Genomic DNA, 25,819 nt, shown 5'->3' on the forward strand with positions numbered 1-25,819 from the left:
ATAGTGTTAACGATAATTGATTCATATAATTTTTAGGAGGTCTTAAATGACAATTAAAAGAGCTATGAAGACTATGGATGGTAATACAGCAGCAGCTCACGTATCATATGCGTTTACTGATGTTGCAACAATCTATCCTATAACACCTTCATCACCAATGCCTGAATCAGTAGATGTATGGGCAGCAAACGGTAGAAAGAATGTATTCGGAAGACCAGTAGAAGTTAAAGAAATGCAATCAGAAGCAGGTGCAGCAGGAGCTGTACACGGTGCATTAGCAGCAGGAGCACTTACTACTACATATACAGCAAGTCAAGGATTATTATTAATGATTCCTAATATGTATAAAATTGCTGGAGAAAGATTACCAGGTGTATTCCATGTTGCAGCTAGAACTTTAGCTACTCACGCACTTTCAATTTATGGAGATCATTCTGATGTTATGGCAGCAAGACAAACAGGATTTGCTATGCTATGCTCAGGCTCAGTTCAAGAAGTAATGGACTTATCTCCAGTAGCTCACTTATCAGCTATAGAAGGAAGAATTCCATTTTGCAACTTCTTTGATGGTTTCAGAACAAGTCATGAAATTCAAAAAATAGAAGTTTGGGATTATGATGATTTAGCTCCATTAGTAGATTATGAAGCAGTTGATAAATTTAAAAATGAATCATTAAATCCAGAAAGACCAAAAACAATTGGTACATCTGAAAAGAATATTTTCTTCCAAAGAATGGAAGCTTCTAATCCAGCTTATACAGACATCGTTGGAATCACAGAAAATTACATGCACAAGATAAATGAATTAATCGGAACAAATTATGAATTATTCAATTTCTATGGTGCAGATGATGCTGAAGAAATTATTATAGCTATGGGTTCAGTTTGTCAAGCAGCTGAAGAAGCAATTGATAAGTTAATAGAAGACGGAAGAAAAGTTGGTATGATAGAAGTTCATCTTTACAGACCATTCTCTAAAGATCACTTATTAAAAGCTATACCAAAAACAGTTAAGAAAATAGCTGTACTTGATAGAACAAAAGAAAAAGGCTCAATTGGCGAACCATTATTATTAGATGTTAAATCAGCATACTATGATGTTGAAGATAAACCACAAATAATTGGTGGTAGATATGGACTTTCATCTAAAGATACAATACCTGCAGATATTGAAGCAGTGTTTAACAATCTTGAAGGTGAAATGAAAGATGACTTTACACTTTCAATTACTGATGATTTAACATATAAATCACTTGAAAGAACTGACTTAAGAATTAGACAAGAGGGAACTCACAGATGCAAATTCTGGGGATTTGGATCTGATGGAACAGTTGGTGCTAACAAACAAGCAATAAAAATCATTGGTGATAATACAGAAATGTATGCTCAAGGATACTTTGACTATGACTCTAAAAAATCAGGTGGTTTAACAGTATCTCACTTAAGATTTGGTTCAAACCCTATTAAATCAACTTACCTACTAGATGAAGCTGACTTTATTTCATGTTCAAAACCAGCTTATGTTAATCAATATGACTTACTTGAAGGTCTTAAAGATGGAGGAACTTTCTTACTTAACTGTTCATGGTCAGTAGATGAACTTGAAGAACACCTTCCAGCAAAAATGAAGAGATATTTAGCTAAACACAATATAGAATTCTATATTATTGATGCATCTCACATAGCTGAAAGAGTAGGATTAGGTTCAAGAACAAATATGATAATGCAATCAGCATTCTTTAACTTATCACAAGTAATTCCTATAGATGAAGCTGTTAAATACTTAAAAGATTCTATAGTTAAATCATATGGTCACAAAGGTGACGACATAGTAAATATGAACTACAAAGCAGTAGATGAAGGAATTGATGCAGTAGTTAAAGTTGAAGTTCCTGAATCTTGGGCTGATGCAAAAGATGAAGAAAAAGAAGAAAAAGAACTTCCAGAATTCATTAAAAATATCGTTAAACCAATGATTGAGCAAAAAGAAGATGAACTACCAGTATCAGCTTTCAAAGATAGTACTAATGGAGACTTTGAACCAGGTACAACTAAATATGAAAAAAGAGGAATTGCTCTTAATGTACCTGAATGGCAAATAGATAATTGTATACAATGTAACCAATGCTCATATGTTTGTCCTCATGCTGTAATTAGACCATTCTTAGTAACAGAAGAAGAAAAAGCAAATGCACCGGAAGGATTTGAAACAAAGAAAGCAATTGGTAAAGGAATGGATGGTTATGAATTCAGAATTCAAGTTTCACCACTTGATTGTACAGGTTGTGGAAATTGTGCTGATGTATGTCCAGCTCCAAAAAAAGCCTTGCTAATGAAACCTTTCGAACAACAAGTTGAACTTGAAAAAGATCATTGGGAATATGCACATGAAGTAGTAGGATATAAAGAAGATGTTATGGATCCAATGACACTTAAAGGATCTCAATTTAAACAACCACTTCTTGAATTCTCAGGTGCTTGTGCTGGTTGTGGTGAAACACCATATGCCAAGCTTGTAACTCAACTATTTGGTGATAGAATGTACATTGCAAATGCTACAGGATGTTCATCAATCTGGGGAGCTTCATCACCAGCTACACCATATACAACAAATGCTTGCGGTAAGGGTCCAGCTTGGGGTAACTCTCTATTTGAAGATGCAGCAGAATATGGATATGGTATGAAACTTGCAGCTGACTCAAATAAATTACTCCTTGAAACATATATGAATGAATTTAATGAACTTAATATTGATTCTGAATTAAGTGAAGCATTTAATGCATGGCTTGAGGGAAAAGAAGATGTTAAGGCTTCTAAAGAAGCAACAGCTAAGATTATAAACCTTGAAGATAAAGCTAGATCAGTATCAGATGAAAAGGCTAAAGACTTATTACACAAAATCTATACATTAAAAGATTATATGATTAAAAAATCAGTATGGATTTTTGGTGGTGATGGATGGAGCTATGATATAGGATTTGGTGGACTAGACCATGTACTTGCTAGTGGAGAAAATATAAACATACTAGTATTTGATACAGAAGTTTACTCAAATACAGGTGGACAATCATCTAAGGCTACACCATTATCAGCAGTTGCACAATTTGCTGCAAGTGGTAAGAAGGTTAAAAAGAAAGATCTTGGCTTGATGATGACTTCATATGGTTATGTTTATGTAGCACAAGTAGCTATGGGAGCTAATCAAAATCAAACAATAAAAGCTATGAAAGAAGCTGAAAGTTATGATGGACCATCTCTAATTATTTGTTATGCTCCATGTATCAACCACGGTATCAGAATTGGTATGGGTAAATCTCAATTTAGAGAAAAACAAGCAGTTGATGCAGGTTACTGGCACTTATGGAGATTTGATCCAAGACTTGCTGATGAAGGAAAGAATCCATTCCAATTAGATTCTAAAGAACCTAAAGAATCATTCCAAGAATTTATTCAAGGAGAAGTAAGATATTCTTCACTTAAGAGATCATTCCCAGAAACTGCTGATCAGTTGTATCAAGAAGCAGAAAAAGCTGCTAACGATAGATATCAAACATACAAGAGATTAGCTGGAAAATAGGAAAATCATTTAAATTAGAACTTGCTAATATTTTCTAGACAATAATTGTTTTTAAAAGTGCTTACATGATAGGTTTAAATTGATTAAATAAAACGACTAAAACTATATTATATCGCTTCAGACTCATAATTAGCTTGTTTCTTAAAATTAAATATTAACTCTAAGATAACCTTAAATTTGATTTTTAACAAATTTAAGGTTATTTTTATTGTCTGATAAATTGTAAAACTAATGCAACACTTATATTAAGTAAAATTCATAGTAACTTTATGGAAAATGTTAATAAATATAAAAATACACATAGATTAATATAAATTACAAATAACTTACAATAAATTATAGACAGTTATAGGGTATTGAAGCTTACTTTTTTCTAGGATTATCACATATGTTTGACAATCTTAGAAATTACTATATATAATACTTTTATACAATTATACTAGGAGACTAATTAATGGTATAATGATAATTAGAAGAAAATTAATGGAGGAGTATATGGCAATTAAATATAAAAACAATTACGGTAAAGTAAGTATATCAGAAACAGTAATTGCAAATATTGCTGCATCTTCTGTTATAGAGTCTTATGGAGTGGTAGGACTTGCAAGCAGAAGTACAAAAGATGGAATATATAAACTTTTAGGTCTAGATAATATGAATATGGGTGTGAAAGTTTCAAGGAATATAGACGGTTCAGTAACAGTAGAAATATCTTTGATACTAAATTATGGTGTTAGAATCGCAGTGGTATGTCAAAATATTATAGAAAATGTTAAATATAATATTGAACACTCTCTAAATGTTAGTGTAAATCATGTGAATATATTAGTTCAAGGAATTAAAAATTAGGTGAATTATGAAGAAAATTGATAGTTCTAAGTTCAAAATCCTTATTGTGAAGGCTTTCGAACTTTTAAATGAGAAAAGAGATATTGTGGATAGTTTAAATGTATTTCCAGTGCCAGATGGAGACACTGGTACAAATATGACTATGACAATGAAGTCTGGAGTAGACAAAGTTAAGAGCATTGATACAAGTTCTTGCTATGAGATAGCAAAGCTTCTAAGCCAAGGTACCTTAATGGGGGCTCGTGGAAATTCAGGAGTTATCCTATCCCAACTTTGTAGGGGTATGGCTAAGGCTATTAAGGGAAAAGATACAATTAGTGCGTTAGAGATTAAGGAGATTTTTAAAGTTGCCAATGAAACAGCATATAAGGCTGTAATGAAACCTACTGAAGGCACTATTCTTACAGTATCAAGATTGATGGCTGAAGAAGCAGAAAACTCTTATATAGATAATATTGATATAGATAAGTATCTTTTAAAAATTATTAATAAAGGTCAAAAGGCCTTATTAGATACACCTAATCTGCTACCAGTATTGAAAGAAGCAAAAGTAGTAGATTCAGGTGGTCAAGGACTTATGTTTTTATTAGAAGGTGCTCTCAAAGCCCTTAATTCTGATATTGATATTGAAACAGACTTATCTAAACTTGAAATAAAAGATATTCCTTCAAAATCCTATAATGTTGATTTAATTTTATTAATAGATGAGGATTATAAAATTTTAGAAGAAAAATTTTATAACATATCATCATCTTTAAGCACAAACATTGATAATGGGTTACTTGATGTGTCTTTTGATTGTGATAGCTTAAATGACCTATATGATATAATCAAAGATTATGATGTGATTAAGTTAAATATAGAAAATACAAATCCAGGTGTTTTAGTAAATATTAATATTAATAAAAAACCTTCTAAAAAATATGGTTTTATTGCTATATCCAGAGGAGAGGGATATGATAAGGTATTTGAAAGCCTAAATGTGGATAAAATTATCTCAGGCGGACAAACTATGAATCCATCTACTGAAGATATCTATAAGGTCATTGAAAAAATTGATAGTGAAAATGTTATAATTTTTCCAAATAATAAAAATATAATAATGAGTGCTAAACAAGCTTGTGATTTATCCGAAAAAAATTGTAGAGTGGTTGAAACTAAATCAATACCAGAATCATTTTCTGCACTTTTATCATTTGATGAGTCTCAGTCATTAGATAAAAATATGGAGAATTTCAATGAAGCTATTGAAGATGTCAAAGTATGCGAAGTGACTATAGCAGTCAGGGATACCAGTGTAAATAATATTTCGATTAAAAAGAATGAATATATAGGAATTGTTGATAATAAGATTGTAACAAGCAAAAAAACTATAGATAGGACTGCCAAGGATACTTTAGTCAAGGCTGTCGATGAAGATACTTCTTTAATTACCATATACTATGGTGAGGATGTTGATGATAAGGAAGCTAAGAAATTTTCAAAATCTATTGAAAAGAAATTTAAGGATGTTGATGTAGAATTGATTTATGGAGGTCAACCTCTTTATTATTACACAATTACCTTGGAGTAAATAATGGATCTTACTGATATTAAGGGTATTGGTAAAAAGAAGAAAGAATGTTTGCAAAGATTATCAATAAATTCAGTTAGTGACTTATATAATTATTATCCAAAAGAGTATGAGGATAGGTCAAAAAAATTTATGTTATCTTCAAATATTGATGAAAACAAGCACTATTTTGAATGGACTATCGAATCAAAAATTTATATGAAGTATTCAAGAAAATCTACCATATCTTATCTTTATGCTAGTGAAAATGAAAAAAAAATAAAATTAATATGGTTTAATGATAAGTTTTCACCAAGAAAACTGAAGATAGGTGAGACATATAAGTTTTATACCAAAGTTAAAACTGATGGGCAAAATTTTGAATGTTATAACCCGATGTTTACAAATCTTAAAGATTTAAGTATTGGAAGTATCATTCCAATCTATTCTTTAACTAGATCTATAACAAATAATAACCTACGAAATTTTATCAATGAGGCCTTAAAATACTACAATATGGATGAAAATTTTTTAGGTGACAAGCTAATAAGAAAGTTTGAATTTTCTAGTAAATTATCAAATTTAAAGGAAATTCATAGCCCAAGTTCAATTATTAAATTAAAAAAAGCAAAGTCTGAAATAAAAATTGTAGATTTCTTAAAAGAATTGATTTTTATATATCTGATGAATAAGGAGAACTACTATCAAAAATTAGATTTAGAGTATAATCTTGATGAAATTTTAAGAAAACTTGATTTTAAGCTAACCTCAAGTCAGTATAAGTCATTGGTCGACATTTTAAATGATATAAATAGCAATAGTCCTATGAATAGACTACTTTGTGGAGATGTTGGAAGTGGAAAAACAATTATAGCAATCATAAGTATGATTATTTTTGGTTTAAATAAATATCAATCTGCAATGATGGTACCAACAGAGGTGCTAGCAAGTCAACAATATGAGAAAAACAAAGATTTTATTGAATCTTTTGGCCTTAAAGTTTCTCTTCTTACATCATCGACTAAAAATAAAGATAAGATTAAAATGGATCTTAAAAAAGGTAAAATTGACATTCTTATAGGTACCCATGCCTTAATAGTTGACGATGTAGATTTTAATAATCTGAAATTTATAGTAGCTGATGAACAACATAGATTTGGTGTAAGACAAAGACAAAGTCTCTATCAAAAGGGAAGTAATGCTAATTATCTTACAATGACTGCTACACCTATACCTAGAACACTTTATCTAAAAATTTCGAAATTGTTGAATTTATCACAAATAACAGAGCTACCTAAGGGAAGAGGAGAAATAAGAACAGAAATAATTCTTGAATCTATGAGAAACTCAATTGATAATAAGTTAAAAAAAGTATTAGCTGAGGGTAGGCAAGTTTATATAGTAAGTGATTCTATAGATAGTGATGATAAGAATTCTGTTGAAAACTTATATTCTTATTATAAGAGTAACTTTAGAGAATATAAGGTTAAAAAGCTTCATGGAAAATTAAAATCAATTGAAAAAGAAGATATACTTAAAGAATTTTCAAAGGGAAATATAGATATACTTATATCAACAACTATAATTGAGGTTGGTATAGATGTTAAAAATGCTAATACTATGCTTATATACAACGCCAATAATTTTGGTCTATCTTCTCTTCACCAACTTAGAGGAAGAATAGGTAGGGGGAGGTATGAGTCTTATTGCTATTTAATATGTGAAAAATTCAATGAAAAGAGTAAGCTTAATATTATAAAAAACTCTAACGATGGTTTTGAAATTGCTAGAAAAGATCTAAAGCTTAGAGGTGCTGGGAAAATATTATCTACAATTCAGCATGGTAAAAACTTAAATGACATAGACTATTTTAACTTAAAAGAAAATGAGATTAATTTGTGTTTTGAAATTTTCGAATTTTCAAAAGAGGAAAATTTCAAAAATATAAACCTAAAATATCTAGAAAATTATTTTAACATTGATAAGGGAATTGTACTAAACTAATGAGAGTAATATCAGGAATCTATAAGGGATTTAATCTTAAATCTCCAAAAGCAAAAAACTCAAGACCAACAGATAATAAAGTAAAAGAGGCAATATTTACTATACTATATCCTTATAAGGAAAGTTTTACAGCACTTGACTTATTTGCTTGCACTGGTCAAATGGGTATAGAATTTCTGTCCCATGGAGCAAGTTTTGTTGTATTTGGAGAATTAAACAGGTCTAATTATCAGATACTTAAAGAAAATTTAGAAAAAATTTCTAACAAAAAGAATGAAACTATAAAAGGAGATTTTAGAAAAACTTTAGAAATTTGTAGGGATAAGTCTTATAAATTTGATTACATATTCTTAGATCCTCCCTACAAAGAAGATTATCTTAAAATTAGTCTAGAGCTTATATTAAACTATCATTTATTGAAGAATAATGGTATAATAATAAGCGAATCAGATAGAAATTTAGATTTTTCTGACATGGATTATTTAAGACTAATCAAAGAAAAAAAATATGGAAGGAAAATCGTGAAATTTTATTGCTATGAAAGTGATATATCCAGGTAGCTTTGACCCAATTACTATTGGACATTTAGATATAATTGAAAGACTTAGTAAAATGTTTGATGAAGTTGTGGTAGCTATATTAATAAATGAAGTCAAACACACTCTTTTTTCAATTGAAGAGAGAATAGAATTAATTAAGCAAGACATAAAAGAATACAAGTTAGATAATGTTGTTGTAAAAGAATTTGATGGTTTGCTAGTAGATTTTGCAAAAAAAGAAAATTCAAAGACAATTGTCAGAGGTATAAGGGCTGTGACTGATTATGAATATGAAATTAACATTGCACAATTTAACTCTAGCCTTTATCCAGGTTTTGAAACTATATTTTTGCTATCAGACCCAAGATACTCCTTTATAAGTTCAAGCGGAGTGAGAGAGCTAGCAAGTTTTGGTGGAGATGTATCCAAATTTGTATCAAAAAATGTAAAAAAAGCTATAGAAGATAAGGTTGATATAGGAGGAAGGTAATTATGGCAAATATTAATGAATTAATTGATGAAATAGAAGATATAATGGATAATGCTAGTTCTGTTCCATTTTCTAGAAAGGTTTCAGTAGACCCAGATGAAATATTTGAAATTGTAAGAGAAATGAGAGATTCATTACCAGCAGAAATTAAAAATGCTCAATGGATTAATGATGAAAAGGATAGAATTTTACAAGAAGCAGAAAATGAAGCTAAGTCAAAAATAGAAAATGCTAATAGTCAAATTAATAATTTCAAAGAACAAGCTAAAAACCAATATCAAAAGATGATTTCGGAACATCAAATAACAACTCAGGCCAAAGATGAAGCTAGAAGAATAATTGAAGAAGCAAACAATCAAGCAAATAGTATTAAAAAACAATCTTATCAATATGTAGATCAATTATTTTCTAAATCTAGTGACAATTTTAATAAACTAGCTCAATCTCTAGAAAAAAACAGGCAACATATATTAAATCAAAAATAAGAATTAAAAAATGAATTCTTTATCATAGAATGCATAGTTTTTATGATTTAGAGTTTATTTTTTATCTAAAATATTACAATACTAATATTCTAAGTAATAATATTAATTATCTTATATATAATAAATTCAATTATAATTAATTAAATATAATATGTTATATTCTATTAAAATCAAATTTTTAAAATTTTTAAAAATATTGCTTAAATAAATACAAAGACACTTATTGTAGATTGTTATGGTGATGATACTTTAGAATTTAAAGATATAGATAAAGAAATAATTTAGATATTGAAAACAATATAGCTAATAAATTAATGTCAGACAAATCGTTTTCAAGTTCTTATTATGATGATTTATTTTGTGATGCAGGGATCCATTCTTTTGCAATTGATCCATTTCTAAATATTATACCTTGTCATATGTTTTTAGGACATGATGATTACAAATTAGGAGAATATAATAAAAGATATATTTTTAATTCTAAATTCAGAAAGATAACAAATAGTTTACAATCTATTAGGAAATTTAAAAGATGTAAAGAGTGTATAAATAAAAATTCTTGCTCTGTATGTCCAGCATCTATTTTGATTTATAAAAAATTTAATCATGGAAGATTATGTGAATTTAAAAGAAAAATTAAAGATAAATATATAAAGGAAAAATCAAGGAATCAAGATCATGATTAAAGAATATATTTTTAAAAATAAAAAATCTCTTATAATATCTCTAATTACTAGTTGGTTTGCTATATGTTTTTTTAGTATTCTTCTTTAAACCTATCCAATATTACAAGACTTATGTTAGATGGGGAATTTATAGAATCTACATATTATATAGGGATATCTATCTTTTTTTTCTAATTTATCTTTTGTGTATGTATATAAGTCAAAAATATGCTAATGATTTCACTATAAACATTAGTGATGATATAAGAGTAGATTATTATATGAAATCTTTATATAAGATGGAAACTTCAAAATATAAATTTGATACTAGCTATTATATAAATATTATTGATAAAGATGTAGATCAATTTAGATTAAATTATTTATTAAATTTAGTTTACTCATGTATGTATCTTGGTCAAGTTTTAATATTTTTGTTTTTTTGGTAAGAATACATGTAGCAATAATGTTAACAGCTATATTTGTATCCTTTATTCCTTTATTTGTAGGAAAAATTTTTGCAAAAAAAATTAATTTTTTACAAATGGAATATTCTAATAATAATGAGATTTATTTGAATAAATTATATGAATCTTTAGATGGATATTTACAAATAAAACAATCAAAAAATAGCAAATCATTTGTAGATTTTTTTCTAAAAGTGATAAAAAAGTATTAGAATCAATTAAAAAATTGAATATAAGTAAAAGAATGTTAATGGAAACAATGACTACTTTAAGTGGGATAACTTTAATTATTAATGTATCTATATGTTCTTTACTTATTTCTTTTAATAGTTTAGATTCAACTATGATACTTTCTGCAATTACAATTGTGTCAACATCATCAAATGCTATAGCAGATGGATTCAGACACTTTGTAGAACTTAATGCATCTAAAAGCATAAAAAATAAGATATTTTCTGGGATAATCAAAAGTGAAAATGTAAAATCTAAAAAAATAATTACACCAAAGCAAGAAATTACTATAAATAATTTAAGTTTCAAATATAAAAAAACACTAGTTTTTTCTGACCTTAATTTTAAATTTGATAAATACAAGTCATATGCTATTATAGGTTCTAGTGACTCAGGGAAATCAACTCCTGCAAAGATATTAATGAAAATAGAAAAAGATTATAGTGGTAATATATTTTTTGAAAATATACCATTAAAGCAATTTAAAGAAGAAGATATATATGATTTAATATATTATATACCTCAAGATAATTTTATACTTAAGGATAGTTTATATAACAATATAAGTATGTATAAAGATTATAGATGTAAGTCTTTATAATAAAGTTATAGATTTAGTTGGACTAAAAATTTTATCTAATAAGGTCAAAAATAATATTCTTAATAAGAATACTATTTCTGGAGGAGAAAAGAAAAGAATAGAATTGACAAGAGCTTTAGTAAATAAGGTAAAGATAATAATCTTTGATGAACCAACTTCAGGATTAGACCCAAAATCAGCACAAGTAATCGAAAAACTGATTTTTAGCTTAAATGATTTAACAAGAATAGTAATAACGCATAATCAAGATGAAAATTATCTTGAAAGATTTGATGGAATATTAAATATTGAGAATTTCAAGTAAAAAATTAAGAATTTATAAAAATATTATAATAGACTCTATAATAACTTGTAGTTTTGTAGAAACAAATTATTATAGAGTCTTATTTTATTTTCATTCAGTGATTTTTATATGTCTAGTAAAATCATAGTTTAATTCTCTACCTATGATAAGAGAGTAAAGATTGGAAGAATCAACCATTTTATCATAGATTTTTTTATTATCTAAATTTAAAGAGTCGGCATCTTTTTTTCTAATTACAAAATTTATATTTTTATTTTTTAATAAAACTTTAGAATCTTCGCTAAAGGATAGGACTTTTAAAAAGTTAATGTTTATATTATTCAACTCTGTAAAATTATCTAAGCAATAGTTTAAAATTAGTCTTCTAATTCTAGATTTTGTAAATCTTTGACTTATTGCTTTTTCTAAAAAGTCTTTATAATTGTTATTATTTTCAGCTAGTTTTCTTAGCAGATTATCTATTCCATTTTCATAACATAGACACTTATTCATTGGAGCTTTTTCTACAAGAATTTTATATCTAAAAATATTATATATATAATCATCTTTTGGAAAATTTTTATATTCATTTTTAAAAGCAAGGATTTTTTCATAAGAATATTTAGGTAAGTATGTATTTATATTTTCATTTTCTATATTATTTCTTATAGATGTTGATGATGAGAAAATATCTTTTCCTAAAGATAAATCTCTATTGTTTGCTCCAATTCTTTTTATTGCTATAGGCTTTATATTTGAGTTTATTTTTTTGATAGCCCTTATATATTCTAGGGCAAGAATATTATTGGATGTTAAAAATAAAGTATCATCTATTATTTCATTGCTTGCTAAGTAAGAAGCTTTTGTATATGAGTATCCGTTATCCATAAACTCTCTGATCTTAAAATTTATCTTATCTTCATTATCGATAATTTTATTAGCATAATCAAAAAATTGACTTTCTTCAATATTTTCAATTCCAAATGCTAAGTAGTCTATGTTAATCTTATTTAATAATTCTATATTTTTATAAGCAAAAAAGTTTGCAGATTGTAAACTTATAAATGTAGGCATTTCAACAATGAGGTCAGAATATTTAATTGCACAATTAGCTCTTTTATATTTATCAATAATACTTGCTTGACCTCTTTGGACAAAATCGCCACTCATTATACTTACAAGAATATCAGCTTGAGATATTTTTCTAGCTTCTTTTAATATGTATTCATGACCATTGTGAAATGGGTTAAATTCTGATATAATTCCTATTTTTTTCATTTTAATCACCACTTATATTATATCAGATTTATGTTTTACTATATGAAAAAATATAGGTTAATTTTACATAAATTTGCATATCAATTTAAAAAAGTTTCTATAAGTGGTATAATAAGATAAAAAGAGTCAATCAGGAGGAATTATGATATCAGCAAATGATTTAAGAAAAGGAATAACTTTTGAATATAATGGGGATGTTTATCAAGTAATAGATTTCCAACATGTTAAGCCAGGCAAGGGAGCAGCATTTGTAAGAGCTAAAATAAAATCTGTTATGCAAGGTGGAAATAAAGATGTAACATTTAATCCAAATGAAAAGTTTGAACAAGCTATAATAAGTACAAAAGATATGCAATATTTGTACAATGATGGTGAATTATATTATTTTATGGATCCAGAAACTTTTGAACAAATTCCAGTGGATCATGATGCAGTAGAAGAGGCTATATCATATATTAGAGAAAATGATACAGCAACAATGAGATTTTATAAGAATAAACCTTTTTCTATTGAAGCACCAAACTTTGTAGAGTTAAAAGTAGTTAAAACTGAGCCAGCAATAAAAGGTGATACAGCCACTAACGTTACAAAACCTGCAGAGGTTGAAACTGGAGCAATTATAAATGTACCAGTATTTGTTAATGAAGGTGACACTATTAAAATCGATACAAGAAATGGAGAATATTTATCTAGAGTTTAACTTTTAGGTAAAAAGGAGTAAAGATGGCTAGAGAGTTTAAATACGGTAGTGTAAAAATCGCTAATGAAACTATTGAAACAATAGCAAAAACCGCGGCAGAAGAAATAAATGGAGTTGTTGAATTAGAAGAACTCGATAGTAAAGAGCTTAAAAAAGCATCTAATATTTCAGTGTTTGAAGGCTTTGTAACTATAGATTTAAATTTAGTACTTAGGGCAGATGTTAATGTTAGAAAAACTATCAAACACGTTCAAGAAAATGTAAAAAGGCAAGTTGAAACTATGACAGGACTTCTTGTAAAAAGAGTTAATGTCCAAGTAAACAGTTTGAAGATATAATGAATAGAAAAAAACAAAGAGAATGGATTTTTAAGATAATATTTGAAAATCAAATAAATGAAGTAAGTAATATTAAAGATTCGTTTTATAATCATGAAATAGACTTAGGAGAAGATTCATTTTGCTACTTATCTTTAAAATCATATTTAGAAAATTATGACGATATAAATGAAATAATACTAAATCAAATTGGAAAGTCTTCTTTTAATAGATTATCTAAGGCTGATAAATCTATTTTGTTTTTAAGTATAAATGAAATTTTCTACTTAGAGATTCCAGTAAGTGTTTCTATAAATGAAGCTGTTAACTTATCAAAAAAATATTCTACAAGTGATGGATATAAATTTATTAACAGTGTACTTGGTAAAATTTCTAAAAAGAGATTATAGTTTTGAAGTCTTTAAGTGTAAAACAATTTAATCAGTATGTAAAGACATCTATTAAGTATGATCCTTTATTTCAAAATGTAAGTATTGAAGGGGAAATAGCTAATTTAAAAGTATCGCATGTGCATATTTTCTTTTCTTTAAAAGAGGATAATGATATAGTAGATTGTGCTATTTTTTTCTATAAAAATGAGGACTTTGAAAATATAAATAATGGAGATATGGTAGTAATAATTGGAAATCTTACTTATTCTACATACTCTTCAAGGTTAACTATTGCGATAAAAGATATTAAAGTTTCAGGCCTATCTGACGAATATTTACGTTTTTTAAAGTTAAAAGAAGATTTTTACAAAAAAGGTTATTTTGATTTAGATAGAAAAAAGAAAGTCAAAGATTATCCTAAAAATATTGGACTTATAACATCTAGTAAGTCGGCTGCAATAGTTGATTTTATTTCAGTAATAAATAAGGAAATGCAAGATATTGAGATTTTCCTTTATCCAGTAAAAGTTCAAGGAAGTAGTGCAAAAGATGAAATAATTAAAGCACTTAATAGACTTGAAGATATGGACTTAGACTGCATTGTACTAACTCGTGGTGGTGGTAGTAAGGAAGATTTAAAAGTTTTCAATGAAAAAGATTTAGTAGAGATGATTTATAATTTAAATACACCAATAGTTTCTGCTATTGGACATAAAATAGATAATTCACTTACAGATTTAGTAAGTGATATATCTTTACAAACTCCAACTGAGGCTGGCTCTTATCTTGTAAGAAATTATAAAAGACTTAGAGAAGATTTTAAAGATTCTTTTATTGAGATAAAAAAAGTTTTCTCGAGAAATTTAGAACTTAAAGAGATAGAAGTTTCATATTTAAAACAAAGGTTAGATTTATTTAGTCCTAACAGCCTTATCGAAAAGAAAAAAAATGAAATAGATATATCTTTTAAAAGCATAAAAGATATTTTAAACGATAGAATAGGACAAAAAGAGTCTTTGATTGAAAATTTAAATATAAAGCTTTCTTCAATCAAAGAAATATTAGATATAAGAAGTAAATCTATATCCATTAAAAGTTTAGATGGTTATGATATTTATTCTAAATTTTCTTTGAAAGATTATGATTTTGTTAAGATAGTTTTTAGTGATGGAGAAGTGAAAGCACAGATAAAATATGAATAATACATTTGAAGATAATTATAAAAAGATGAAGTCTTTACTTAATCAGCTTGAAGAAAATAAGGATAATTTAGACAAAAGTATAGACTTATACAAAGAAGCTATGGATATATATAATAATTTAAATAAGCAAATTGATGAGTATAAGGCTAAGATAAAAATTATAGATAGTGGTAATGATGAATAAAGAAGATTTTAAAACAATTTTAAAAGAAGATAAGAAAATAATTGATAGGGCATTTGAAGAAAAATTTAAGGATGATAATCCTTTAAACGAAGCCTTAAGGTATGCAACAGATTCGGGAAAAAGGATTAGACCAATACTATTTCTAGAATCCTATAAGATGCTAACTAAAAAAAGTTATCTAAATGATGAGATTATTGAAATGGCATTAAATATTGAAATGATACATGCTTATTCTCTAGTCCATGATGATCTTCCATCAATGGATAATGATGATCTAAGAAGAGGAAAGCCGACGGTTCATAAGAAGTTTGGTGAAGATATTGCAATTCTTATAGGTGATAGTTTATTAAATTTGGCTTTTGAAAATTCATTAAATTTGGCTAAAAATGGGCAACGTTTTCTAGATGCATCGCTTTATCTCTCAAAAGCTAGTGGAATAGATGGTATGATAAAAGGTCAGGTATATGACCTAAGAAGAAACTTGGAAATTGATTTATCCTATATATTAGAAGTTTATAAAAATAAAACTTCTAGATTATTTATGGCGGCGTGTGTTATGGCTGGATTATTAAATGGACTAAGTGAAGATAAATTAAAAGCTTTGGAAAATTACGCTTATTATTTAGGTTTATCATTTCAAATTCAGGATGATTTATTAGATAAGAATGAAAAAAATGAACTTAATATACTATCATGTAAATCGTTAGATGAAGCTAATAGCTTATTATTAGATTTTAACAATAAGGCTAAGGAAAATATTAATAAATTCAAAAATAATGATTTTCATATTTACTTAATTGATTATTTAACTGAGAGGACTAAATGAAAAAATATACTAGACAAAGATTAATTTTAGATATTATTCAGAATAACGAAGTAAAGACACAAAGTCAATTATCAAGATTGTTAAAGGAACAAGGTGTAGATGCTACTCAAGCAACAATTTCTAGAGATATCAAAGAGCTTAGGATTTCAAAAGTACAAACAGATGACTATGAATATAAATATACAGTGATTGATACTGTTTATGATTCTTTAAATGAGAGAATGGAAAAAATATTTAAAGAATCTGTTCTTGCTGTTGAAAGAAGTTATCAACTTGTAGTTATTAAAACTATATCTTATACAGCTACAGTTTGTGGGCTTTATATAACTAATGCTAAGCTTGAAAATATAGGTGGAATTGTTACTGGTCTTGATACAATATTTATTACACCTAAAAATCTTGATGAAATAGACGAATTGATTGAAACTTTAAGAAGTATGGTGAAGTAGGTGTTAGCAGAGCTTTTTATAAATAATTTTGTTATTATCAAGAGAGATCATATATTCTTTGATAAGGGCTTTAATGTCATAACAGGAGAGACTGGCTCTGGAAAATCACTTATCTTAGATGCAATAAATATCGTATTAGGAAAGAGAGCTAATAAGGATATTATAGGGAAATTTGATAATAAAACAATTATAGAAGCTGTTTTTTTACTTGATGATAGGCTTATAAATATATTAGAGCAAATGGATGTTGTTTTTGATGATAATAAATTAATCATTACAAGAACAATAAGTGATAAGTCATCATCAATAAGGATAAATGGTAGGATTACTAATTTAAATCTTGTAAAAGATATATCTAAATTTCTTATTGATGTATATAAACAAGGTGATACAAATATATTTATGTATAAAAATAATTACCTGGACATAATTGATTCTTATAAAAATGATACGGAAAGTAATAGTATTAGAAAAAAATTAGAATCCTTGTATATTGAAAAAAATAATTTTTTAAAAAAATATCAAGAATTTGATCTATCTCAAGAGGAAATATCAAGAGAAAAAGAATTGATTTCATATCAATTAGATGATATAGAGCAAGTTGACTTAAAAAATATTAATGAAGAGAAATTAGACCAAGAGTATAAGAGATTAAATTCAGTTACTGAGATTATAGAATGCATAGAAAAATGCGAAGAGCACTTATCTTCATATGACTATGATAGTCCATCAATTAGTTCAATGCTTGCAAGTCTTTCATCGAGTCTTTCTTCTTTTTCGAATATTGATGATAATATAAAAGAAATAAACTCAAAAGTGGATGAGCTTATAGATTCTGTAAATGAAATATACTCTGAATTAGATTTTTATAAGGATAGTCTTGATCAAAACCCTGAAAGATTATATGAACTTGAGATGATAAATCAAAAAATATTTGATTTAAAGAGAAAATATGGTAATAATATAGAAGAAATCTTAACTTACAAAGATAAAATAAAAAAAAGATATGACGAACTTGATAAAATTGATAATTATAAAGATAAAATTTCAAATTCTATTAAAAATATAGATGAAAGTCTAAAAAGTATGGCAAAGAATTTGTCATATATTAGAAAAAATAAGGCTAAAGAACTCGAAGAAAAGATAATTATCGAAATCAAATCTCTTAATATAAAAAATGCTGATTTTAGGATAGATTTTAGTAAAAAATTGAGAATTGACCCAAATGGTTTTGATAACATTGATTTTTTGATTAAAACTAATAAGGGAGAAGAGCTAAAAAGTTTGTCGAAAACTGCATCAGGTGGTGAAATATCAAGAATTGTTCTTGCTTTTAAAAAAGTTTTTTCTACATTTGACAATATAGATACTATGATTTTTGATGAGATAGATCAAGGTATAAGTGGAAGGACTGCTCAAATTGTAGGTGAGAAGATATTGGATTTATCCAAAGAAAGGCAAATTTTAGCCATAAGCCACCTTCCTCAAATAGCTTCTTTATCTAATAATCATATACTTATAGAAAAACATGACGAAAAATCTTTGACAATAAGCTCCTCTACAAATTTAAAAGGTGAAGAGAGAGTTAATGAGATAGCAAGACTTATAGGTGGAGTCGATATAACAGATAAAACAAAAGATTCTGCTAAGGAAATGCTAGATATGGCTGAGAGATTAAGAAAAGGATGATTTTATGGATAACTATGAAAAAACTATAAAAGTAGATAACATTTATGAAGGTAAAATACTATCATTAAGAGTAGAAACAGTTGAAATGCCAGATAAAAAATATTCAAAAAGAGAAATAGTAGACCACATGAAAGGTGTTGGGATTATTGCTTATGATGGGGAAGACTCACTTTATTTTGTACGACAATATAGAAAAGCAATAGATGAATTTAGCTTAGAAATACCTGCTGGCCTTGTAGAGTCTAATGAAAAACCAATTGAAACTGCAAAAAGAGAGCTTCAAGAAGAAATTGGATATAAACCTTTAGATATAGAATATCTTTTTGATATGCACGCATCTCCAGGATTTACAAATGATAAACTATCATTTTTTATAGCAAAAGACTTAGAAGAGTCTAAATTAGAACTTGATGAGGATGAATTTTTGGAAGTTGAAAGTATAAAAATTGAAGATGCTTATAATATGGTTATAAATTGTGAGATAACAGATGCTAAAACAATAATAGCAATAATGTATGCAAAAAAAATATTAGATGAAAGATAATAGTTTAAATATTGACTTAGAGGTCTATACAGGACCTTTTGATGTCTTATTAAGTCTAATTGAGAAACAAAAAGTTGATATTTATGATATTAAGATAGAAGATATTACAAACCCTTATATGGAAACTATTAAAAATATGGAAATTCCAATAGACCAATTAAGTGAGTTTATATATATATCTTCTATTTTGTTGTATATTAAATCATCAAAACTTATGCCAAAAGAGGGTAGTGATAAGGTAGAAGAAGATTTCCTTGAATATTTAATAGAATATAAAAAAATAAAAAGTGTTGAAGATGATATGAAAGTTCTTGAAAATAAAGGTCTTTTATATTATTACAAATTTCAAGAAGATTTGTCAAAATACAGTGAAAAAGAGGAGGTTATCAGCCAAGACGTAGAAATTCTTTCAAAAGAATTTAGAAAAATAATGGATAAATTTAAGGAAAAAAATAGACAAAAACCAGATATAATAAATACTATAAGAAAACTTGATGTAAATGATTATGTTCTTAAGGTTAGAAATACTTTAAAATTTACAAAAAAAATAAGACTTGAGTCCATAATTAATGAAATTAAATCTAAGGATGCATGTATAGGAACATTTTTAGCCTTATTAGAACTAGTTAAGACTAAGGAAATTTATTTAAAACAAGATTATGTAAATAAGTTTTTGATTTTAAAAAGGGAAGTTAATAGCTAATGGATAGAGAATATTTAAAAGGAATAATTGAAGAAATACTCTATATATGGGGAGAAGCGATTGATATAGACGACCTTGCTAAGATTATTGATGATTCAAAAAAATCTGAGATAAAAGATGCACTAAAAGATATGGAAAATGAGAGAAACATTAAGACTAGTGGACTACTTATAAGAAACTTCGATGGTAAATTTCAATTTTCAACAAGAAGTGAACATGAAAAATATATATCAAAGCTTGTAAAAAAATCAAGCAGTAAACTTTCTAACTCATCTCTTGAAACTTTATCAATTATTGCCTATAAACAACCTATAACAAGAGCGGAGATTGACAAAATTAGAGGACTTAATTCTCAATCAACTATTGATTCTCTTTTATCTAAGAATTTAATAAAAGAAAATGGAAGGCTTGATAAAATAGGTAAGCCAATTATATATGTAACTACTGAAAATTTCTTAAAACATTTTAATATAGAAAGTTTAGAAGAATTACCTAAGATAGATATTAAGGAAGAATCTGATGAGAATAAATAAATTTATTGCAAAATCTGGTATTTCTTCAAGAAGAAAGGCAGAAGAACTTGTAAAAAATGGACAAGTTTATATAAATGGTAAAGTGGTAGAAGATTTATCTTATATGGTAAAAGATAACGATGAAGTTGTAGTAAATCGAAAAATTTTAGAAATAAAAGATAAGTTTTACCTAAAATTAAATAAACCTATAGGTTATATTTCGTCAAATTTCGATCCATACAATAAAAAAGATTTAAATGATTTAATAGATATAGATGAAAGATTTTTTTGTGCAGGTAGGCTTGATAAAGACAGTCATGGTCTTATGCTTATAACAAATGATGGAGCTATAACAAATAAATTAATTCATCCAAGCAAAGTTATAGACAAAATATATATAGTTAAAGTGAATAAAAAACTTTCAGAAACTGAATTATCGAGTTTTAAAAATCCTATAAAATTATCTAGTAAGGAAATTACTTCAAAATCCGATATAGAATATTTGTCAGATAATACATATAAAGTTGTAATTCATCAAGGCTTTAACAGGCAAATTAGAAGAATGTTTGCATATTTTGGAGTGAAAGTATTAGATTTAAAAAGGATTAAAATTGGAAAAATAAAGCTGGGTAATCTAAAAAGCGGAGATTATGCCAAACTTAGCAATGAAGAGATTAATTATTTAAGGTGTTTGTAGGAATAGGTATGGAAAAAATAGGAATAATAGGTGCAGGGGCAAGTGGTGTATTTACTGCAATAAATGCAAAAACTGAAAATAACGAAATTACCTTAATTGAAAAAAATGATAAGATAGGTAAAAAACTTTTTATAACAGGCAAGGGTAGATGTAATATTACAAACGCCAAATTTTTTGATGAATTTTTAGAAAATATAGTGGTTAATAAGAAATTTATGTATTCATCATTTACAAACTTTGATAATTATGCCCTTATGGATTATATGGAAAAGAATAATCTAAAACTATCTATACAAAGAGGAGATAGGGTATTTCCAAAAAGTGAGAAGTCAAATGATGTTATAAAACTATTTGAAAAACAAATTAGAAAAAAAAATATAAACTTAAGACTTAATGAGAATGTAATAGATTTGTATAAAGATGATAAATTCAAGGTTAAAACAAGTCAAAGTGCTTATGAATTTGATAAACTCGTTATAGCTACTGGAGGACTTTCATATCCTTTGACAGGTTCGACTGGAGACGGCTATAAGTTTGCTAAAAAATTTTCACATAAAATAATACATCAAGTTCCGGGATTATGTCCTATTATTTTTAAAGACAAAAACTTAAATGTATTAAATGGCATAAGTTTAAAAAATGTAAGTCTTAATATAGAAACAAATAGAGGGGATTTTAAAGAATTTGGTGATATGCTTTTTGCTAAAGACTTTATAACAGGTCCAATTGTATTAACACTCTCATCTTTAATTAATAGGAGTAGAGTAATTAGAATGTATATAGATCTTAAGCCTGCTTTAGATTTTGAAAAGATTGATAATAGACTTCTTAGAGAGTTTGATAAAAATCCTAATAAAGATATATCAAATATCCTAAAAAAATTACTTTTAAACGCCTTTATAGATATAATATTAGAAAGATCTGAAATAAATAATCGGATAAAGGCTAATCAAATTACAAAAGAAGAAAGACATAGATTAATTAAAGAAATCAAATTTTTTCACTTAAGTTTTGATGGACTAAAAGATATAAATTCCGCCATAATAACAAGCGGTGGGATTGACTGTAATGAAATTAATCCAAAAACTATGGAGTCCAAGTTAGTTCCAAATCTTTATTTTGTAGGCGAGGTAATTGATGTAGATTGTTTAACTGGAGGATATAATTTACAAGTGGCATTTTCCCAAGGATATGCTTGTGCAAATGATATAAGGAGGAAAAATGAATAATTATATAATTGCAATTGATGGACCTAGTGGATCTGGTAAGTCAACTATTGCAAATGAATTATCAAAAAAATTAGAAATATCTTATCTTAATACAGGCTCAATGTATAGAGCCCTTACTCTTTATTTTCTAGAAAACAATATTAAGAAAGATGAAAATATAAATAAATCATTACTCGAGAAAATAAATATTGATATAAAAAATAATAAAGTATATTTAAATAATAAAAATGTAAGCTTAGAAATAAGGGATAGCTTTGTAACAGAAAATGTATCTTGGGTATCTTCAATCATGGCTGTAAGGGAATATTTAGTAAAACTTCAACGAAAAATCGCCTCAAATAAGTCCATTATATTAGATGGAAGAGATATAGGTACAGTTGTATTTCCTAATGCAAAATACAAATTTTATCTTGATGCAAGTCCTGAAATAAGGGCTAGACGACGTTTTGAGCAAAAAGAGATAAACAAAAGTATAGATGAAATAAAAGACGATATTATAAAAAGAGATTACATTGATTCTCATCGAGAGATATCTCCTTTAAAAAAAGCAGATGATGCATATGTAATAGATTCTTCAAATTTAAGTATAGAAGAAGTAGTCAGTAAAATTATAAGTTATATGGATAAAGAAGATGTTTTATAGATTTTCTTATATTTTAATAAAATTTATTATAATTCCTTTATATAGGATAAATGTTCATGGCATAGAAAATCTTCCAAAAGATAATAAATTTATAGTATGTGCTAATCACAAAAGCATGTTAGATCCCATCTTTGTTGCTGTATCATTAAATAGACAAATACACTTCTTAGCCAAAAAAGAACTTTTTAAAAATCCATTTTTGAGAAAATTTTTAGACTTGCTTGGGGCATATCCTGTTGAAAGGGATGGCAAGGATTTAGGGGTTTTAAGAAATTCTATTAAGGTATTGAAAAAAGGACAAATTTTAGGTATATTTCCTGAGGGTACTAGGGTAAAAGAAATAAAAAGAGAAAATGTGAAAGACGGAGCAGGCTTTATTGCTCTTAAATCAAATACAAATATATTACCAATAGAGATAATATCAGAATACAAAATATTAAAAAAAACTAACTTATATATAAAAAAACCTATAGAAATATCTGATTTTAAAGAACTTAAATCAAAAGATGCTATGAGCAAGATTATGGATGAAACTTATGAGAAAATATATGAAAATCATAATTTATTATACAAAAGGAAGGTTAAATGAAAGTAATAGTAGCTGAAAATTCGGGATTTTGTGGTGGAGTAAGAAGAAGTGTGGAACTTGCAAACAATGAAAGTAATAAAGAAAATAAGTCATATACACTAGGACCTTTAGTTCATAACCCAACTCAAGTTAAGATGCTAGAAGATAAGGGAGTAGAGGTAATTGATGAGAATAAAGTAAGAGAAATTTCAAATGCTAATATTATTATACGAAGTCATGGCATAAGTCAAAAACTTAAGGATGAGCTAAAAAAAAATTCAAACAATGTTGTTGATGCTACCTGTCCTGTATTAATAAATATATATAAGAAAATCAAAAGAAAAGAAGATGATGGATATCAAATAGTAATTGTTGGAGATAAGGAACATCCTGAAATAAAAGCTATGGCATCTTATGTAAATAATGGTATAATAGTAAAAGATGAGACTGAAGCAAAAAATATTACAAATATATCAAAACTATATGTTGTTAGTCAAACAACAAACAGAATTGATTTTTTTGAGAATATTGCTCATGAGTTAGAGAAGACGAATGATGATGTAGTAATAGAAAACACAATCTGCAATGCTACAAGACTTAGACAAGAAGCATGTCTTAGTCTTTCTAAGAAGGTTGATTGTATGATTGTTATCGGTGGTTTTAATAGTTCAAATACAAACAAACTTTATCAAATTGCACAAAAGTATTGTAAAAATGTTCTTAGAATTGAAACTGTTAAAGATCTACCTTTGCAAAAGCTCTCAAAATTTAATATAATAGGGGTAATCGCTGGTGCGTCCACACCAGATTCGGTTATCGAGGAGGTAGTAAATAGGATGGATGATTTAACAAATGAAGAATTAATGAACAGCATTGATGACAGTATGAAAAAAATATACCCAAGGGATGTTGTTACAGGTACAATTATTGATGTAAAAGATGATGAAGTTTTTGTCGACATTCAATATCGTGCAGATGGTATTGTAAAGCTTGATGAAATGACTGAAGAAGAAAGAGAAAATCCAAAAAATCATTTTGAAGTAGGTCAAGAAGTAGAAGTTTATGTTATTAAGCTTGATGATGGTGAGGGTAATGTAGCCTTATCTACAAGAAGAGTTGAAGGAATGAAAAACTGGAAGGCCCTTAGAGATGCGTACGAAAACAAAGAAACTGTTAAAGGTGATGTGGTAGGCTCTAACAAAGGCGGACTAACAGTTAAAGTTATGGGTATCAATGGCTTTGTTCCAGCAAGTCAAATAGCCCCATATTTTGTTAAAAACTTTAAAAAGTTTGTTGGGGAACATTGGGATCTTAAAATAATATCAATTGATGAAAGAAAGAATCGTTTAGTTCTTTCAAGAAAAGATATTGTTGAAGAGAAATTAGACGAACAATGGGATGAGCTTGAAGAAGGACAAGTAATTACAGGTAAAGTAGCAAGATTAACAGATTTTGGTGCATTTATAGAAATAGGAAGCCTTGATGGTTTACTTCATGTATCTGATATTGCTTGGACAAGGGTAGAGTATCCAAGAGATGTATTAAATATCGGTGATGATATAGAAGTTAAAATATTAAAATTAAACAAAGAAAAGAATAGAATTTCCCTTGGTAGAAAACAACTACTCGAAAAGCCATTTACAGAATTTGTAAATACACATGAAGTAGGAGATGTTATAACAGGTAAGGTGGTTAATTTATTAGACTTTGGTGCTTTTGTAGAAGTACAAGATGGAGTTGAAGGATTAATTCACGTATCTGAAATATCATGGGACCACGTTGAAAAACCATCTGATGAGTTAAATGTTGGAGATGAAGTTGAAGTTAAAATCTTAAGCATTGATCCAGAAGAAGAAAAAATTGGTTTATCAATCAAAGCTTTAAAAGAAGCTCCAGAAAGAAGTGAAAGAAAACCAAGAAGACGTGATAACAATGATAATAAAAACAGATTTAATGCAAAAGCTAAAAGAAAATCAGCTCAAAAGGAATCAAGTGATGACTTTGGGGATAATGATTTAAATAACAACATTGGATTTGCTATTGAAGAAATGCTATCAGGTATTGAGATTGATGAAGAATCTTCAGATGAATAATATTTGATAAAATACAATTGTACAAGAAAGAGGTGATTTTATCATCTCTT

General features: G+C 27.3%; 27 protein-coding genes. 26 read left to right on the forward strand and 1 reads right to left on the reverse strand.

Translation table 11 applies throughout. From position 1 onward, the window contains the following. Positions 1-46 precede the first annotated feature (46 nt). The 10 genes from nifJ (at position 47) to HV819_RS00495 (ending at position 11,764) form a co-directional block, all read left to right on the forward strand. The gene (gene nifJ / locus HV819_RS00450) at positions 47-3,577 is read left to right on the forward strand and encodes a pyruvate:ferredoxin (flavodoxin) oxidoreductase (RefSeq protein WP_154538877.1); all 3,531 of its coding nucleotides are present in this window, start codon (positions 47-49) and stop codon (positions 3,575-3,577) included. A 495-nt stretch (positions 3,578-4,072) separates the two neighbouring features. Continuing rightward, positions 4,073-4,426 (forward strand): Asp23/Gls24 family envelope stress response protein, encoded by a 354-nt coding sequence (locus HV819_RS00455; protein ID WP_154538876.1) that lies wholly within the window; start codon positions 4,073-4,075, stop codon positions 4,424-4,426. Positions 4,427-4,433: 7 nt separating this feature from the next. Continuing rightward, the gene (locus HV819_RS00460; protein WP_176269286.1) at positions 4,434-5,999 is read left to right on the forward strand and encodes a DAK2 domain-containing protein; all 1,566 of its coding nucleotides are present in this window, start codon (positions 4,434-4,436) and stop codon (positions 5,997-5,999) included. A 3-nt stretch (positions 6,000-6,002) separates the two neighbouring features. After that, entirely contained in the window at positions 6,003-7,982 is a 1,980-nt protein-coding gene (locus HV819_RS00465; protein WP_176269287.1) for an ATP-dependent DNA helicase RecG, read from the forward strand. Continuing rightward, a complete protein-coding gene (gene rsmD, locus HV819_RS00470; protein WP_154538873.1) occupies positions 7,982-8,542 on the forward strand; it encodes a 16S rRNA (guanine(966)-N(2))-methyltransferase RsmD in 561 nt (186 codons plus the stop codon). Before HV819_RS00465 ends, rsmD begins: the two co-directional genes overlap by 1 nt. Further along, positions 8,520-9,011 (forward strand): pantetheine-phosphate adenylyltransferase, encoded by a 492-nt coding sequence (gene coaD / locus HV819_RS00475; RefSeq protein WP_154538872.1) that lies wholly within the window; start codon positions 8,520-8,522, stop codon positions 9,009-9,011. Before rsmD ends, coaD begins: the two co-directional genes overlap by 23 nt. A gap of 2 nt (positions 9,012-9,013) precedes the next feature. Next, the gene (locus tag HV819_RS00480; RefSeq protein ID WP_154538871.1) at positions 9,014-9,496 is read left to right on the forward strand and encodes an ATPase; all 483 of its coding nucleotides are present in this window, start codon (positions 9,014-9,016) and stop codon (positions 9,494-9,496) included. 314 nt (positions 9,497-9,810) lie between these two features. Continuing rightward, positions 9,811-10,182, forward strand: a complete 372-nt coding sequence (locus tag HV819_RS00485; RefSeq protein ID WP_176269288.1) for an SPASM domain-containing protein — start codon at positions 9,811-9,813, stop codon at positions 10,180-10,182. Positions 10,183-10,878: 696 nt separating this feature from the next. Next, positions 10,879-11,460, forward strand: a complete 582-nt coding sequence (locus tag HV819_RS00490) for an ATP-binding cassette domain-containing protein (protein ID WP_176269289.1) — start codon at positions 10,879-10,881, stop codon at positions 11,458-11,460. A gap of 28 nt (positions 11,461-11,488) precedes the next feature. Continuing rightward, positions 11,489-11,764, forward strand: a complete 276-nt coding sequence (locus tag HV819_RS00495) for an ATP-binding cassette domain-containing protein (protein WP_407926325.1) — start codon at positions 11,489-11,491, stop codon at positions 11,762-11,764. 90 nt (positions 11,765-11,854) lie between these two features. Here the strand turns inward: HV819_RS00495 and HV819_RS00500 are convergent, their stop codons facing one another. Further along, on the reverse strand, positions 11,855-13,021 hold the full coding sequence (locus HV819_RS00500) for a nucleotidyltransferase family protein (RefSeq protein ID WP_176269290.1): 1,167 nt from the start codon (positions 13,019-13,021) through the stop codon (positions 11,855-11,857). 142 nt (positions 13,022-13,163) lie between these two features. Between HV819_RS00500 and efp the strand changes: the two genes are divergently transcribed. The 16 genes from efp to HV819_RS00580 are packed head-to-tail and all read left to right on the forward strand — an operon-like array spanning position 13,164 to position 25,769. Continuing rightward, complete coding sequence (gene efp / locus HV819_RS00505; RefSeq protein WP_176269291.1) at positions 13,164-13,721, forward strand: elongation factor P; 558 nt, start codon at positions 13,164-13,166, stop codon at positions 13,719-13,721. A gap of 23 nt (positions 13,722-13,744) precedes the next feature. Further along, positions 13,745-14,059: an Asp23/Gls24 family envelope stress response protein gene (locus tag HV819_RS00510; RefSeq protein WP_154538864.1), complete on the forward strand. Its 315-nt coding sequence runs from the start codon at positions 13,745-13,747 to the stop codon at positions 14,057-14,059. Beyond that, the gene (gene nusB / locus HV819_RS00515; RefSeq protein ID WP_176269292.1) at positions 14,059-14,448 is read left to right on the forward strand and encodes a transcription antitermination factor NusB; all 390 of its coding nucleotides are present in this window, start codon (positions 14,059-14,061) and stop codon (positions 14,446-14,448) included. Before HV819_RS00510 ends, nusB begins: the two co-directional genes overlap by 1 nt. 2 nt (positions 14,449-14,450) lie before the next feature. Continuing rightward, positions 14,451-15,632 carry an exodeoxyribonuclease VII large subunit gene (gene xseA, locus HV819_RS00520; RefSeq protein WP_176269293.1) on the forward strand — a complete coding sequence of 394 codons (1,182 nt, stop codon included), beginning with the start codon at positions 14,451-14,453 and terminating at the stop codon, positions 15,630-15,632. Then, entirely contained in the window at positions 15,625-15,816 is a 192-nt protein-coding gene (gene xseB, locus HV819_RS00525; protein WP_154538861.1) for an exodeoxyribonuclease VII small subunit, read from the forward strand. Before xseA ends, xseB begins: the two co-directional genes overlap by 8 nt. Further along, positions 15,809-16,642 (forward strand): polyprenyl synthetase family protein, encoded by an 834-nt coding sequence (locus tag HV819_RS00530; protein ID WP_216629199.1) that lies wholly within the window; start codon positions 15,809-15,811, stop codon positions 16,640-16,642. The genes xseB and HV819_RS00530 overlap by 8 nt, the downstream gene beginning before the upstream one ends. Beyond that, entirely contained in the window at positions 16,639-17,091 is a 453-nt protein-coding gene (locus tag HV819_RS00535; RefSeq protein ID WP_154538859.1) for an arginine repressor, read from the forward strand. The genes HV819_RS00530 and HV819_RS00535 overlap by 4 nt, the downstream gene beginning before the upstream one ends. Next, positions 17,092-18,780 (forward strand): DNA repair protein RecN, encoded by a 1,689-nt coding sequence (gene recN, locus HV819_RS00540; RefSeq protein WP_176269295.1) that lies wholly within the window; start codon positions 17,092-17,094, stop codon positions 18,778-18,780. It begins immediately after the preceding gene. A gap of 4 nt (positions 18,781-18,784) precedes the next feature. Continuing rightward, complete coding sequence (locus HV819_RS00545; RefSeq protein WP_154538858.1) at positions 18,785-19,324, forward strand: NUDIX hydrolase; 540 nt, start codon at positions 18,785-18,787, stop codon at positions 19,322-19,324. Beyond that, on the forward strand, positions 19,314-20,027 hold the full coding sequence (locus tag HV819_RS00550) for a segregation and condensation protein A (protein WP_154538857.1): 714 nt from the start codon (positions 19,314-19,316) through the stop codon (positions 20,025-20,027). The genes HV819_RS00545 and HV819_RS00550 overlap by 11 nt, the downstream gene beginning before the upstream one ends. Then, on the forward strand, positions 20,027-20,560 hold the full coding sequence (gene scpB / locus HV819_RS00555) for an SMC-Scp complex subunit ScpB (RefSeq protein ID WP_154538856.1): 534 nt from the start codon (positions 20,027-20,029) through the stop codon (positions 20,558-20,560). The genes HV819_RS00550 and scpB overlap by 1 nt, the downstream gene beginning before the upstream one ends. Further along, the gene (locus tag HV819_RS00560; RefSeq protein WP_154538855.1) at positions 20,547-21,236 is read left to right on the forward strand and encodes a pseudouridine synthase; all 690 of its coding nucleotides are present in this window, start codon (positions 20,547-20,549) and stop codon (positions 21,234-21,236) included. The genes scpB and HV819_RS00560 overlap by 14 nt, the downstream gene beginning before the upstream one ends. An 8-nt stretch (positions 21,237-21,244) precedes the next feature. Then, positions 21,245-22,465 carry a BaiN/RdsA family NAD(P)/FAD-dependent oxidoreductase gene (locus HV819_RS00565; RefSeq protein WP_154538854.1) on the forward strand — a complete coding sequence of 407 codons (1,221 nt, stop codon included), beginning with the start codon at positions 21,245-21,247 and terminating at the stop codon, positions 22,463-22,465. Next, a complete protein-coding gene (cmk, locus tag HV819_RS00570; protein ID WP_154538853.1) occupies positions 22,458-23,108 on the forward strand; it encodes a (d)CMP kinase in 651 nt (216 codons plus the stop codon). The genes HV819_RS00565 and cmk overlap by 8 nt, the downstream gene beginning before the upstream one ends. Beyond that, the gene (locus HV819_RS00575; protein WP_176269296.1) at positions 23,098-23,697 is read left to right on the forward strand and encodes a lysophospholipid acyltransferase family protein; all 600 of its coding nucleotides are present in this window, start codon (positions 23,098-23,100) and stop codon (positions 23,695-23,697) included. The genes cmk and HV819_RS00575 overlap by 11 nt, the downstream gene beginning before the upstream one ends. After that, positions 23,694-25,769: a bifunctional 4-hydroxy-3-methylbut-2-enyl diphosphate reductase/30S ribosomal protein S1 gene (locus HV819_RS00580; protein ID WP_154538851.1), complete on the forward strand. Its 2,076-nt coding sequence runs from the start codon at positions 23,694-23,696 to the stop codon at positions 25,767-25,769. The genes HV819_RS00575 and HV819_RS00580 overlap by 4 nt, the downstream gene beginning before the upstream one ends. Positions 25,770-25,819: the final 50 nt, after the last annotated feature.

It is taken from the genome of Anaerococcus faecalis (genome assembly GCF_013371425.1).
Lineage (GTDB): Bacteria > Bacillota > Clostridia > Tissierellales > Peptoniphilaceae > Anaerococcus > Anaerococcus porci.

What these genes read in the sequence shown, in the direction of transcription:
- HV819_RS00580 (WP_154538851.1), top strand. Translation starts at nt 23,694, where the DNA reads ATGAAAGTAATAGTAGCTGAAAATTCGGGATTTTGTGGTGGAGTAAGA.
- nifJ (WP_154538877.1), top strand. Translation starts at nt 47, where the DNA reads ATGACAATTAAAAGAGCTATGAAGACTATGGATGGTAATACAGCAGCA.
- nusB (WP_176269292.1), top strand. Translation starts at nt 14,059, where the DNA reads ATGAATAGAAAAAAACAAAGAGAATGGATTTTTAAGATAATATTTGAA.
- cmk (WP_154538853.1), top strand. Translation starts at nt 22,458, where the DNA reads ATGAATAATTATATAATTGCAATTGATGGACCTAGTGGATCTGGTAAG.
- HV819_RS00490 (WP_176269289.1), top strand. Translation starts at nt 10,879, where the DNA reads ATGGAAACAATGACTACTTTAAGTGGGATAACTTTAATTATTAATGTA.
- HV819_RS00510 (WP_154538864.1), top strand. Translation starts at nt 13,745, where the DNA reads ATGGCTAGAGAGTTTAAATACGGTAGTGTAAAAATCGCTAATGAAACT.
- efp (WP_176269291.1), top strand. Translation starts at nt 13,164, where the DNA reads ATGATATCAGCAAATGATTTAAGAAAAGGAATAACTTTTGAATATAAT.
- HV819_RS00460 (WP_176269286.1), top strand. Translation starts at nt 4,434, where the DNA reads ATGAAGAAAATTGATAGTTCTAAGTTCAAAATCCTTATTGTGAAGGCT.
- HV819_RS00465 (WP_176269287.1), top strand. Translation starts at nt 6,003, where the DNA reads ATGGATCTTACTGATATTAAGGGTATTGGTAAAAAGAAGAAAGAATGT.
- HV819_RS00565 (WP_154538854.1), top strand. Translation starts at nt 21,245, where the DNA reads ATGGAAAAAATAGGAATAATAGGTGCAGGGGCAAGTGGTGTATTTACT.
- HV819_RS00550 (WP_154538857.1), top strand. Translation starts at nt 19,314, where the DNA reads ATGAAAGATAATAGTTTAAATATTGACTTAGAGGTCTATACAGGACCT.
- HV819_RS00455 (WP_154538876.1), top strand. Translation starts at nt 4,073, where the DNA reads ATGGCAATTAAATATAAAAACAATTACGGTAAAGTAAGTATATCAGAA.
- HV819_RS00500 (WP_176269290.1), bottom strand. Translation starts at nt 13,021, where the DNA reads ATGAAAAAAATAGGAATTATATCAGAATTTAACCCATTTCACAATGGT.
- HV819_RS00480 (WP_154538871.1), top strand. Translation starts at nt 9,014, where the DNA reads ATGGCAAATATTAATGAATTAATTGATGAAATAGAAGATATAATGGAT.
- HV819_RS00535 (WP_154538859.1), top strand. Translation starts at nt 16,639, where the DNA reads ATGAAAAAATATACTAGACAAAGATTAATTTTAGATATTATTCAGAAT.
- rsmD (WP_154538873.1), top strand. Translation starts at nt 7,982, where the DNA reads ATGAGAGTAATATCAGGAATCTATAAGGGATTTAATCTTAAATCTCCA.
- coaD (WP_154538872.1), top strand. Translation starts at nt 8,520, where the DNA reads ATGAAAGTGATATATCCAGGTAGCTTTGACCCAATTACTATTGGACAT.
- scpB (WP_154538856.1), top strand. Translation starts at nt 20,027, where the DNA reads ATGGATAGAGAATATTTAAAAGGAATAATTGAAGAAATACTCTATATA.
- HV819_RS00485 (WP_176269288.1), top strand. Translation starts at nt 9,811, where the DNA reads ATGTCAGACAAATCGTTTTCAAGTTCTTATTATGATGATTTATTTTGT.
- HV819_RS00575 (WP_176269296.1), top strand. Translation starts at nt 23,098, where the DNA reads ATGTTTTATAGATTTTCTTATATTTTAATAAAATTTATTATAATTCCT.
- HV819_RS00530 (WP_216629199.1), top strand. Translation starts at nt 15,809, where the DNA reads ATGAATAAAGAAGATTTTAAAACAATTTTAAAAGAAGATAAGAAAATA.
- xseB (WP_154538861.1), top strand. Translation starts at nt 15,625, where the DNA reads ATGAATAATACATTTGAAGATAATTATAAAAAGATGAAGTCTTTACTT.
- HV819_RS00545 (WP_154538858.1), top strand. Translation starts at nt 18,785, where the DNA reads ATGGATAACTATGAAAAAACTATAAAAGTAGATAACATTTATGAAGGT.
- HV819_RS00560 (WP_154538855.1), top strand. Translation starts at nt 20,547, where the DNA reads ATGAGAATAAATAAATTTATTGCAAAATCTGGTATTTCTTCAAGAAGA.